The organism is Mesorhizobium sp. BAC0120 (genome assembly GCF_033542235.1).
Taxonomy (GTDB): Bacteria; Pseudomonadota; Alphaproteobacteria; order Rhizobiales; family Rhizobiaceae; genus JAWRCU01.
The window spans coordinates 181,434-192,973 of the sequence record NZ_JAWRCU010000010.1; the positions used below are offsets into that span (position 1 = coordinate 181,434).

The window sequence follows — 11,540 nt, forward strand, 5'->3', positions numbered from 1 at the left end:
CCTATCGATATCGCGTGGGACTGAGGGGACAGTCTACCTTTTGCCGCGAGTGCGACCTGGGTGAAATACCGCGCCTTCGCGCGGCAAAAAGTAAACTGTCCCCGGCGGCCAACCTCTACCGCGGTCTGACGACAAGAACAAATGGCCAGCTCTTAATGAGCCGGTTCTTCGGCCGGTTGTTCCGCGGCGGCCGCGTCCTTCGCTTTGGCGGTCTCCGGCCTCTCATCGCCCATGAGACTCCGGCGCAGCATGTTGTTGCGGATCTCCTCCTTGGAGAGATAGTCGACCTGCTCGATCATCACGTCGTGGATCAGATCTTCTCCAAGCCGCTTGTTGATCGCCTCCCTGACGCCGTTGCGAAATTGGTCGAGGTCCAGTTTTTTGGTCTCGGTGAAGTCGATGCTGGGATTGGCGAAGAGGTAGGTATACAGCTCGTCGCTGAACAGCGTCTCGGCGGGCACCGACAGCTTCTTCGCCCTCTCCGGTTCGACCGTATAGACCAGCTGGGCAAGGAAATAGCCGACCACGCCGCCCTGTTTCAGCACCGGCACCGACAGGACCTCGGTCTTGACATAGTCCAACCCGCCGAGCAGCGCAGGTGGCGGCTCGGGCGCGCCCTTGGCGCCGGACATCTGGAAAGAAAAGAAGACTGCGCCGATGGTGGCGGCGCAGATCCACAGACCGGCGACAATGAATTTGATCATCGCCGGGCGAACTCTCCGGCCGAATAGGTGCCATCAGCCTCGGCGCGCTGGATCGCCCCCTGAATGAGCGTCGCCACTTCGTTCACGGCGCTGAGGTGGGCAAGGATCGCGGCCTCGTTCTTGGCGAGCTTCTCGCGCAGCCTCACGATCGCCGCGCGCTGCTCGTCGGCAAGCTCGGCGCCGCCGTTGTTTTTGACCGCCCTCGACAGCTCGTAGAGATAGCGGCTCTTGCGGGCGTTCGAGGCCCTCAGGTCGAAGCTCGTATCGGTACGCATGGCGACAGTCTCCTCTTCGACGGCCTGCTCGATGCGGCTGATGATGCTGGCGAGCCCTGCATGGCCCGCCGATCGCGGCGCCGGCAAGTCGGCAGCTCTTTCGGCGCGCGCCGACTCGTCCTTGGGTTGCGTCTGATCGACCATATCGATCTACTCCCTGATGATGGAAACAAAGAGCTAGGGTAGGATGAAAACCCCGCCGAATTCATCCTGCTCTAGCGGCTCGCGGCCGGCGGACTGGCTTCGCCGGTAATGTCGGACGTCAGCCGCCGCTGCATCTCCTGGACCAACGCCGCCGACAGGCTGTGCTCCTGGTCGAGGCGCGCTTTATCCGGGCCGCCGGACACGCCTGACATGGCCACCTTCGTGTCGCCCTCGTAATAGTGGTCCTTGAGCAGGCGGTCGGCGATGCCGATCCCGCCGCGATCGGCGATCACGGTGCCGAGCTGCTGCGACAACAGTGATTTCCACATATCGCCCGACAGCCCCTCGCCATAGACCGCGCCAGCCCCCTTGGGCAGCATGGACTGGACGAAGGTCGAGAGCACCATGGCCTCGAACTTCCTGTAGGTCTCGGGCGTTGCTTCTGCAGCCGCAGCTGCGTCGGCCAAGCCCGAGCTGCGAAGGTCGCCAACTGAGAAGGCCTCGCTCGGCCCGGCTGCGGCGCCTCGGCTCGCAAGCCGTGCACGCGCAGCCTCGAGCGCCTCCGGCTCGACCGCGCGTGCTACGTCCAGCACAATGTCGCTTGGGGGGGAAATCGCCAATTGAGATGCTCCGTTTTCTCTTTCGACAACGACGAATATGACGGTGAAAGCTTGCCGCAGCCTGACTTTGGATTCCGCAATCCGACGCGCTTACTGCGGTGCGGAATTCATCTTCCTTTGGGCCGCCCGCGCAGGATCATTTCGAGCCTTTCGCGGTCCGCTTGCGCTCGCTCTTCCTGGCGGGTGACGCTCCGATAGGCCCGATCGACCATGTTGCTGCGCGCGGTTGCGGCCGCGAGCTGCATCGCCTCCGCTTCGGCCAGCGTCATGTTGGCCGCCGCTCGATCGAGTGCTCGCTCGATGCGGCGATGGTAGATTTCCGGAAACAGCGCCGACATCGAGTCGCCCATATCGAACGCCTCGCGCATCGCATTGGCTTCTCGCTCGGCAGCCAAGGCCTCGGCGCGAAAGCCTGCCAGCCGCATTTCATGGAACGCCTTGAGCTTTTCCTGCACGCTCGCAAGCTTCTGCAATCTTTCTCGTCGCGTCGTCATCTCACCGCCCGATAGTTACGTCGACGAAGCCGTCGGCAAACAGGCTGAGCAGGGTCGGCACTGCGAAATAGAGGAGGATCAGCCCGCCGGCGATGACGAAAGGCAGCGAGATGAAGTAGACCGGTATCTGCGGCACGAGCTTGTTGATGAAGCCGATGCCGAGATTAACGAGGATCGCATAGGCGATGAATGGGCTGCCGAGCCTGATCATCACCATGAAGGATTCCGACACGGTGTCTGTCATGTCCACGAGCGCCGATTGCGGGTTGAACATCGCGCTGATCGGCGCGACGTCGTAAGACATCACCAGCGCCTTGATGATCTCGTGGTGGAAGTCGAACACGAAGAGCAGCATGAGCGCCGAGAACGAGATGATCGAGCCGAGCGCCGACTGCGGCTCCACCTCCTCGATGCCGGCGCCGCCCGCCGCGCCGAAGCCGATCAAGGTGGCGATCGACGAAGCGATGAACTGCAGGGCAAGCACGTAGAGCCTCGCCATCAGCCCGATAAGGGCGCCGATCAGGCTCTCCGAAGCTATGAGCACGAGCAGCACTGTCGGCTCGCGCGTCGCAAACGGGGCGATGCGGTCCCACAGATGGATGAGGAGCGCTCCGCTTGCGGAGAGCGCCACGAACAGCCTCACCTGCAACGGTACGCGGGCGCTCGACAGGCCCGGCATCAGCATGAAACAGCCGCCGACGCGGCAGAACGCCAGGAAGGCGGCAATGATGATGCTCTGGAGAGCGACGTTCACGAGATCGTGCCGAGCACCCTGATCTCGACTCCCTTGGCGATCTCGACATGGCTGAGCACGGGCAATGTCGGGAACAGGCGTTCGATGATCATGCGCACATAGGGCCGAGCGTCGGGCGCGGTGACGATCACGAAGCGCTCGCCGGCGTCGATGTGAGCACGCACCGCCTTAGAAGCTTCCTGGCCGAACTCCTCGAGCTGCCGCGGATCGATATCGAACTCACGTACCTCGCCCTTGGCGTCGCGCTTCAGACTCTGATGGAAGGCGAGATCCCAGCGGTTGCCGAGCCTCAGCACCTTCAGCGCTCCGTTCTCGGAAAGATCGCCGCAGATCTGCTGCGACATGCGGATGCGTACATGCTCCACGATCTGCTCGGTGCGTCGCACATGCGGCGCGATCTCGGCGATCGCTTCGATGATCAGGTGGAGGTTGCGGATCGAGACGCGCTCGGCGAGCAGCAGCTTCAGCACGGCCTGCAGGCCGGGATAGGTGATATGCGAAGTGCATATCTCGTCGGTGAGCTTCTTGTATTCCGGGTCGAGCCGCTCGATCAGCGCCTTCATGTCCTTGTAGGACAGGAGCTGCGGCAGGTTGTTGCGGATCACCTCGGAGAGGTGCGTGAGCAGCACCGACATGTTGTCGGCGAAGGCGAAGTTCTCGCGCTTCAGATCTTCGCTCAACGTCTCCGGCACGGAATAGGCGCGCATGCCGAAAGCAGGCTCGCGCACCTCCTCGCCGGGAATATCCGGCGCCGGGCGGTTGCCGAGCAGCGCCAGCACCTCTCCGATGCGAACCTGATACTCGGAGACCACCGTGCCGTGCACCTTGATCTGGTAGCTCTTGGAAGGGATGCTGAAGTCGTCGCTGAGGCGCACTTCGGGGACGACGAAGCCGTATTGGGTGGCAAACTTCTTGCGCATCTTGCTCATGCGGAAGGCGAGCTCCTGATGCGAGGTGAGCAGCTTGGTGGAGAGCTGCTTGCCGATCAGAAGCTCGATCTCGGCCGTCTTGAGCGAAGCCTTGACGGAGCTCCGCTCTTCTTCTTCCTTCGACGCCTGCTTTGCCTTTTCCGCTTTCTCGGCTTCGGCCGCGCGGCGCTGGTTCTGCAGGGGGATCATATAGCCGATGCCGGCCATCGAGCAGGCGAGCACCAGGAAGGGGAGCATCGGCAGGCCCGGCATCAGCGACAGCACGGCGAGCAGCAGCGCCGCGACGTGCAGGGCGCGCGGATAGGCGCCGAGCTGGCCGAACACCGCCTGGTCTGCCGAGCCGCGAGTGCCGCCCTTCGACACCAGCAGGCCGGCCGCGAGCGACACGATGAGCGCGGGAATCTGCGTGACCAGGCCATCGCCGACCGACAGCTTGACGAAGACATCCGCCGCCTCGCCGATTGCCATGCCGTGGCGGAAATAGCCGATCATGATGCCGCCGACGATATTGATGGCAGTGATGATCAATCCGGCGATCGCATCGCCGCGCACGAATTTCGACGCACCGTCCATCGAGCCGAAGAACGAGCTCTCCTCCTCGAGCTCGCGCCGCCGAAGCTGTGCTTCCTTCTCGTTGATGATGCCGGCCGACAGGTCGGCGTCGATCGACATCTGCTTGCCGGGAATGGCGTCGAGGGTGAAACGCGCGCCGACCTCGGCGATGCGGGTCGCGCCCTTGGTGATGACGATGAAGTTGACGATGATCAGGATCATGAAGACGATGAGCCCGATGACGAAATCGCCGCTCATCACCAGTTGCGAGAATCCGCTGATCACATAGCCCGCCGCCTGCGTCCCCTCCCCACCATGCGACAGGATCATGCGGGTGGTGGCGATGTTGAGCGACAGCCTGAGCATCGTCGCGATCAGGAGGATGGTCGGGAACGAGGAGAAATCCAGTGGCCGCTGGATCCACAGCGCCACCATCAGGATCAGCACCGATAGCGCGATCGAGACGGCCAGGCCCATGTCGATGAAGAAGGCCGGGATCGGCAGGAACAGCACCGACAAGATGATGATGATGCCGATCGCGAAGCCCACGTCGCGGCCATTGCCCGCAGCCTGTTTGGGTTGAATGCTTTCGCTGATCGCCATGAGCCGACGCTGACCTGTTTCGAAGCGGCGCGCCCTCGGCACGCGGTGCGGGGAACGCTAGTCGCGGAAGCTTGCGCGGGGGTGTTCTGGCGTGACTAGGGCCTTCTGTTCTGAGGTTGGCGCTGCCCCTCACCCTCTCCCCGTGAAAGACGGGGAGAGGGGATTCTGAGACGTTGCCGCCCCCTCTCCCCGTCCTGACGGGGAGAGGGTGAGGGTGAGGGGCAGCGCCTGTGTTCTAGCGATTTGCTGGACGCTTTAGCTAAAACCCGTTTTCGATGCGCTGGAACACGACGTTCGAAAAGGCCGAGATCTGGCCGCCGATGAAGGAGCCGGAGAATGCGATGACAATCAGGATTGCGAGGATCTTCGGCACGAAAGTCAGCGTGACTTCCTGGACCTGCGTCAGTGCCTGCAAGAGCGCGATGCCGATGCCGACGAGCATGGCGACGCCGACGGCCGGGCCCGCCGCGGTCAGCACCGTCCAGATAGCGAACTGCACCAGGTCGAGAGCATCTGCCTCGTTCATGGGTATGCCTGGACCAGATCAGGCTGCGGGCTGGCTGCTCGCATCCTTGATCGTCACGCCGGGCCCGACGACGAGCTGGCTGCCGTCCTTGAGGATGGCCATGAGCCCGTCGGAATAGACCTTGACCTGCGAGATGATGCCGCTCGTCTTGCCGTCCGCAGAGGTGATCTCGCGGCCGATCAGCGAGCCCGCCTGCGTGAGGGTATTCGACTGCAGGATCTGGTCGAGCTTGGCGTTCGACTGGACGCTCTGCTCGACCTGCGAGAAGGTGGCGAGCTGGGCGACGAAGTCGGTCGATTCCATCGGCTTGGTCGGATCCTGGTTCTTCAGCTCCGCGACGAGCAGCTTGAGGAAGGAATTGTAGTCGACCCTGGTCTTCGACGTTGCGTCTGTCTGCGAACTCGGGTTCGACGCGGGCGGATTGGAGACGGGAGCGATGGTGGTCATCTTCTGATCCCTTCTGCAGCAAGCAGTTCACGGCTCTCCGTGGGCATCGGCGCCGCCTGCCTGCCTTGATTGAGAATTTCATTCTCGACTGCGTAAAGCGCCCGGATTTCTTTCAGCGCCTCGTAAACTTCACCCTGGTTGACCAGCCTGTCGATGTTCTTCAAGGCTGTGCGCACCTGCTCGTTGGTGAAGCTTGCGATCAGCAACGGCAGCGACTTCCGGAAAATGCCGAGCGCCTGGTCGGCACCCTCCGGGTTCATCAGCATGACCTGCACGATGAAGTAGAGCTGGCGGAGCGGCGTCGAGGCGTCCTCGGCCTGCAGCACATGGTTTTCAAGCAGGAACTGCACATCGTTGAGGAGCTCGATCGAGACCTTCCGGTCGACGCGGAGCACAGCGCCGTTGATGTAGATCTTCTCGTTGGGCTTCAACGAGATCTTCAAGGTGCGCTTCATTGTATGCCGTCACGGATGATCTGCGACACCTCGATCAGCCCCTCGAAATTGTTCGAACGGCCCTGGCGCACCTCTTCGGCCTCCCGGAGGAGCCATAGCCCGATCGAAATCAGGTTGGCGCGAAGCTCGATCGGCAGCTCGTTCTCGGCACTTCCGAGGTCCTCGATGAAGGAGGTCCAGACCCGATTGAGGAAGTGGATGGCCTCTATGGCCTCCACAGAGTCGTTCCCCTTGTGGTGCGCGACGGCGAGCAGGTCGATGGAGCGCGTGAGCAGCTGCCTTTCGCGATCCTTGGCGTCGGCCACCGAGTCTGACTGAATTTCCGCGTATGAGAACTGATACATTTTGCGTCCGTTTGTTCGGCGTCCAAGCTGCACGGTTCAGGTCAGGTATTTCACGAGGCTGAGCTGCTGCATTCTTGCAGTAAGGGCGTATGAGGTCTCGATCTGCTGCTGAAGTTGCGAAACGCGGGTCGCGGCTTCGTAGGGATCGACGCCCTCAATATCGAGGATGTTCTTCTGGAAGAGATCCACCTGCAGCTTGATGCGATCGGTTGCGTTCGTGACCCGATTCTCGATGATGCCGGTCTTTGCGCTCAGATCGGCAACGTTGGCGATGGTCTCGCCAAGCATGCTTACCGCATGAGAGACGACCGACTGGCGAGCAGCATCGCTCATATTCGAGCTGTAGGCGACATATACGGTTGCCGCGGCCATCGCCAGTTTTCGCAGCCCTTGCTCGTTGGCGCTGACCGAGGTTTCGGCTGTTTCGTTGAGCGAGATCCGCGAGGTGATGCCTTCGTCGGTCGCGTTGGACCATGTGCCTTGCCAGCCAGCGCCGAGGAACTGCGGTTCGACCACGGTGGTCAGGAACCCGTCCATCTGGGCCGCCGTGATATTGGCGGCCTGGGGATCGCTCGAGGGGAAGCCGAAATAGGTAGAGAAGGCCGTGTCGAATGCCACCCTGTTGGGCGAGCTGGGATCCATGAAATCGTTGATCGGCTCGACGTCGGTATTGATGCCCGCGAACAGATACTCGCCGTTGAAGCTGGTGTTCAGAACCGAGTTGAATGACTTCAGTGTGCTCTCGGCATCTGCGAGCACGACCGCCGCCGTCGTTCCTCCCGATGAGCCGGTGATCAAGGTGGACATGAAATTCTTCGTGGCGGTGGTGATCTGCGTCAGCGCGTCCTGGGTCGTCGAAAGCCGCGATGATGCAAGCTCGTTGGTGTCTACGATCCCCTTCAGCCGATCGAGATCGCGAGAGAGCGATACCGAGTATCCAGTCCGGGCGCCGAGTGCCAGGCCAAGATCGGAGACGCGACCGGTCGTTGCTTCCTTTGCAGCCTTGGTCAGATCGCTCTGCATGCGCAGTAGTGAATAGCGCAGGGCTTGGGAAACGGCAGCAGTCGAAACGAATGTCGATTTCATCTTGTTATCTCACCGCATCCAGGAGAGCGCGCAGCATGTCGTTGATAGTCTGGATGATCCGAGCCGACGCTTCATAGGCATTTTCAAGATCGAGCAGCATCGACATTTCCGTGTCGACGTTGACGCCGGTAAGGTTTGAAAGCGATTCAGCTGTTTGCGTCGCCAGCGCCGCCTTGGCGTCGGCTGCGGTCGAAGCATTGCTTCTCATGCCCTCGAACCAGCTGATCGCATTGGTCGAGAAGGACGACAGGCTGAGGGTAGTTCCGTTCGACGCGGCCGGATCGAAAGCCATCGGGGCATCGAGGTTTTTGGAATAGGAAAACAGGAGGTCCGAATAGGATGCCGCGCCGGTGGTATTGTGCTTGTAAGCCACGCCGTTAGCGCCGCCGTCACGCAGCAGGCTTGGATCGCCGCCGGCTGCCGAATCGAAGGCGGCATTGAGGGAGATCGTTCCAGCAAGTCCGCTGACGAGCGTGCCCGATGCAGGGATGGCCGGACCGCCGGACCATGTGAACAGCCCGGCCTGCGGCGCCAGCGTCCCGCTGGGATCCGTCTCGGCGAATGCAGTGATCAGGCCTCGCGCGATCTCGTCGAGCTGGCTCTGCATGGTCCCGCCGACCTCGTCGCGCAGCTGGAGCAGTCCGGCGATTTTGCCGCCCGCATTCGTGTTGCCTCCGGCGCCCGCGGCGAGAGGCACGCCGTCGACATAGACCGCATTGCCTGACGTGGTGGCGCTGTAGATGGCGTTTGGATTGAAGGTGACGCTTCTCGGAACCGTCTCGAACAGCGTTGCGCCGTCGGCGGTCATGATCACCATGTCATTGTCCGTCCGGGTGAACGTCGAGACCGAGACGAGGCTCGATATCTGCTTGAGGAGCGCATCGCGCCGGTCGAGCGCGTCCGAGACGTCGCTGCCGCTGTGGGTGCCTTTGACGATTTCGGTGTTGGCGTCCTTGAACTGGCCGAGGAGGTCGTTGAGCTGATTGACCGCGATGCCGATCTGGGAGTCCATGTCGCCGCGGAAGGACTGGATGGCATTCGTGCCGTCATTGAGCGACCGCACCAGATCGCGCGCCGCTTCGACCGCATTCTGGCCGAGATTGCGGTTGGAGGGGGCGGACGAATATGTCTGCAGGGCCTCTTGCAGCTTTCCAAGCATGGTCGCCGCGGAGGAGACGTTCTCAACACCATTCACCGCAAGGCCGAGACGCTCCATCCCGTCATAGAGGGTCTGCTGTGCCTGGAACGCCGACTGCGCATTCAGATTGTTCTTGAAGAGCAGCGCGTCCACGGCGCGCTGCACGCTGATGGAGCGGGCGCCGGGTGCCGTGCTGCTGACCGCCGCTATGCGGCGCGTGTAATCGGGGTTCTGAGCCTCGGAAATGTTGCGCGAGACGATGCTCGTCTGCTTTCCCGTGGTGCGAAGCGCCGATTGCGCGATGGCCAAAGCGGTGGTCAGCGACGACATTCTTTACCTTTCTTGGACGGATACGATCCGGCTATCTCTTCAAGTTGACGAGAATGTCCATTAGATCGGCGCCGGTCTGGAACACCTTGGAGTTCGCAGTGTAGCTGCGCTGCGACTCGATCATGTTCGTGAGCTCTTCGGCGATGTCGACATTGGAATTCTCGAGCGCGCCGGAAACAACGGATCCCATGCCGCCCTCGCCCGGGAAGCCGATCCGCACAGCGCCGGAATCGGAGCTTTGCGAGAAAACGTTGCCGGACTCGACGGTCAGTTGATCCGGACTTGGCACGGTCGCGATCGGGATGCGGTAGAGCTCCTTGAAGGAACCGTCCTCATATTGGGCGTAGACGGTGCCGTCCGCGTCGATCTGGATCTTGTCGATGCCGCTCGGCGCGTTGCCGTCCACTTTGGCATCGAGCTCCTGATATTTCGCCGAGAGCTGGGTCATCTTCGAGAGGTCGAGCGTCAGCGACGCGCCGTTGGGCACGTTAAAGGTGATGTTGGTGACGCTGGTCGCATCGAGCTTGCCAGTGGTGCCGTCAAAAGTGAGTGTGTCCGTGCCGAGCAGACCGCCGGCTCCGTAGGGGAAAGGTGTCGTACCGCTATTCGCCTTCGAGTGGTCGTAGACAGCGACCTCCCACGTGTTGTCCGCCGTCTTGGTATAGTAAAGGTCGAGCATCACCTGCTTGCCGAGATTGTCGTAGGCGACCAGCGACGATTTTGCCGAGGAGGTCGCCGTTGCGCCGTTTGCCGACGGCAGGTCAGCGGCCGCGACAATCGTGGCGTCGGCGGGCAGGTTGGCCGTGAAGACGCCGGTTTTCGACGCAGTCGCGGTAAGTTCATTTTGCGCAATCGTCACCGGCACCAGGCCCCCGAAACCGTTGGCAACCGTGCTCGGCGTGCCGTTGGCGGCACTATAGCCGAGGAGGTAGAAGCCGGCGGCATTGACGAGCCGGCCCTGGTCGTCGGGAACGAAGGAACCGGCACGGGTGAGGAACGGCCTGCCGCTTGCATCCTGCACGACGAAGAAGCCTTCGCCGTTGATCGCCAGATCGGACCCGGAGGTGGTGTATTTGAAGTCGCCCTGCTGCGAGATCGCGTAGCGGATGCTGGTGTTGACGCCGCCTGACGTGTAGTTGCCCGTGCCGCTCGGTATCACCAGCGAAGCGAATTCCGTGCTTGACCTCTTGTAGCCGGTGGTGCCGGAGTTGGCGATATTGTCGGCCACCGTCGAAAGACGGTTGGCTTGCGCATTCATGCCGGACACGCCGGTCCGCATCATCCCGTAGAGGCTCATCGACACATCTCCTGGAAGCCCGTCGCAATGGGCCGAAGGCTAGCGGAACTGACTTGCGCGAGGCTGGCTCGGAGCTGTTCGCTGAGGACTTTCCGCAGGGCCGTTCGCGGAAGCCAGGGCGCCCCTTTTGTAGCGCTCGGCATTGCCGGAAGCGCCGTCATCAGACGATCAGCCGGTAACCGAGGAAACGCTTGGAATCGATCGGATCGTGGCCGAGCCGGTCGCGCAGTTTCTTGCGCAGCTTGCTGATGTGGCTTTCGACGACGTTCTCTTCGACCTCGTCGTCGAAGATGCCGTAGATCGCATTGAAGACCTGGGTCTTGGTGACGCGCCGCCCGCTGTTGGAGGCGAGGTATTCGAGGATGCGGCGCTCGCGGCGTGGCAGTGGCAGCGGCTCGCCGTTGATCTCGGGATCGCGTCCGTCCATGAAGATGCGCATCGCGCCGACCTGGACGTAATTGACCGTCTCTTTGGAACGGCTCCGGATCGCAGTTATGCGGGCAAGGAGCTCGCGGATATGGACCGGCTTGCGGACGACGTCGTCGACGCCTGCCTCGAACAGCCGAAGAGTGTTTTCGAGAGAATTTTGCTCGCTGAGCGCGATCACCGGCGCGGCCGTGCGATCGCGGATCCTGCGGGGCGTATCGGGACCGCAATCGCCGATCAGGAAGGCGCGGACCGACTGGAGGTCCTCATCCGCCGCGCTCGTCATCCATTCACCGAACTCGCTCGACCCGAACCCGGCGCTTGCCACGCCTTCGCGGTCGAAAAGTGAATGGTAACCCTCTTTTACGAGATCGCGTTCATCCACGATCACTATCATCGGCGCCGCCCTCCGAATC

Annotated in this window: 14 protein-coding genes; all 14 read right to left on the bottom strand. The window is 62.0% G+C overall.

Translation table 11 applies throughout. The features are described 5' to 3' along the window. Nucleotides 1-152: 152 nt before the first annotated feature. The 14 genes from SAZ10_RS21935 to SAZ10_RS22000 all read right to left on the bottom strand — a co-directional run bounded on the left by SAZ10_RS21935 (nucleotide 153) and on the right by SAZ10_RS22000 (nucleotide 11,521). On the bottom strand, nucleotides 153-704 hold the full coding sequence (locus SAZ10_RS21935) for a hypothetical protein (protein WP_318611492.1): 552 nt from the start codon (nucleotides 702-704) through the stop codon (nucleotides 153-155). Then, complete coding sequence (locus tag SAZ10_RS21940) at nucleotides 701-1,123, bottom strand: hypothetical protein (RefSeq protein WP_318611493.1); 423 nt, start codon at nucleotides 1,121-1,123, stop codon at nucleotides 701-703. Before SAZ10_RS21940 ends, SAZ10_RS21935 begins: the two co-directional genes overlap by 4 nt. Before the next feature lie 71 nt (nucleotides 1,124-1,194). Further along, entirely contained in the window at nucleotides 1,195-1,743 is a 549-nt protein-coding gene (locus tag SAZ10_RS21945; protein WP_318611495.1) for a rod-binding protein, read from the bottom strand. 107 nt (nucleotides 1,744-1,850) lie between these two features. Continuing rightward, nucleotides 1,851-2,237: a hypothetical protein gene (locus SAZ10_RS21950; protein WP_318611496.1), complete on the bottom strand. Its 387-nt coding sequence runs from the start codon at nucleotides 2,235-2,237 to the stop codon at nucleotides 1,851-1,853. Nucleotide 2,238: 1 nt separating this feature from the next. Further along, nucleotides 2,239-2,991: a flagellar biosynthetic protein FliR gene (gene fliR / locus SAZ10_RS21955; protein WP_318611497.1), complete on the bottom strand. Its 753-nt coding sequence runs from the start codon at nucleotides 2,989-2,991 to the stop codon at nucleotides 2,239-2,241. Beyond that, entirely contained in the window at nucleotides 2,988-5,075 is a 2,088-nt protein-coding gene (gene flhA, locus SAZ10_RS21960; RefSeq protein WP_318611498.1) for a flagellar biosynthesis protein FlhA, read from the bottom strand. Before flhA ends, fliR begins: the two co-directional genes overlap by 4 nt. A gap of 259 nt (nucleotides 5,076-5,334) precedes the next feature. Then, nucleotides 5,335-5,601 carry a flagellar biosynthesis protein FliQ gene (gene fliQ / locus SAZ10_RS21965; protein ID WP_318611499.1) on the bottom strand — a complete coding sequence of 89 codons (267 nt, stop codon included), beginning with the start codon at nucleotides 5,599-5,601 and terminating at the stop codon, nucleotides 5,335-5,337. Nucleotides 5,602-5,619: 18 nt separating this feature from the next. Further along, the gene (gene flgD / locus SAZ10_RS21970) at nucleotides 5,620-6,048 is read right to left on the bottom strand and encodes a flagellar hook assembly protein FlgD (RefSeq protein ID WP_318611500.1); all 429 of its coding nucleotides are present in this window, start codon (nucleotides 6,046-6,048) and stop codon (nucleotides 5,620-5,622) included. Continuing rightward, complete coding sequence (flbT, locus tag SAZ10_RS21975; RefSeq protein WP_318611501.1) at nucleotides 6,045-6,503, bottom strand: flagellar biosynthesis repressor FlbT; 459 nt, start codon at nucleotides 6,501-6,503, stop codon at nucleotides 6,045-6,047. The genes flgD and flbT overlap by 4 nt, the downstream gene beginning before the upstream one ends. Further along, complete coding sequence (flaF, locus tag SAZ10_RS21980) at nucleotides 6,500-6,847, bottom strand: flagellar biosynthesis regulator FlaF (protein ID WP_318611502.1); 348 nt, start codon at nucleotides 6,845-6,847, stop codon at nucleotides 6,500-6,502. The genes flbT and flaF overlap by 4 nt, the downstream gene beginning before the upstream one ends. 36 nt (nucleotides 6,848-6,883) lie before the next feature. Further along, a complete protein-coding gene (locus tag SAZ10_RS21985) occupies nucleotides 6,884-7,933 on the bottom strand; it encodes a flagellar hook-associated family protein (protein ID WP_318611503.1) in 1,050 nt (349 codons plus the stop codon). Between the two features lie 4 nt (nucleotides 7,934-7,937). Beyond that, the gene (flgK, locus tag SAZ10_RS21990) at nucleotides 7,938-9,401 is read right to left on the bottom strand and encodes a flagellar hook-associated protein FlgK (protein WP_318611504.1); all 1,464 of its coding nucleotides are present in this window, start codon (nucleotides 9,399-9,401) and stop codon (nucleotides 7,938-7,940) included. A 31-nt stretch (nucleotides 9,402-9,432) separates the two neighbouring features. Then, a complete protein-coding gene (locus SAZ10_RS21995; RefSeq protein WP_318611505.1) occupies nucleotides 9,433-10,698 on the bottom strand; it encodes a flagellar hook protein FlgE in 1,266 nt (421 codons plus the stop codon). Nucleotides 10,699-10,858: 160 nt separating this feature from the next. Then, nucleotides 10,859-11,521 (bottom strand): response regulator transcription factor, encoded by a 663-nt coding sequence (locus tag SAZ10_RS22000; protein WP_318611506.1) that lies wholly within the window; start codon nucleotides 11,519-11,521, stop codon nucleotides 10,859-10,861. Nucleotides 11,522-11,540: the final 19 nt, after the last annotated feature.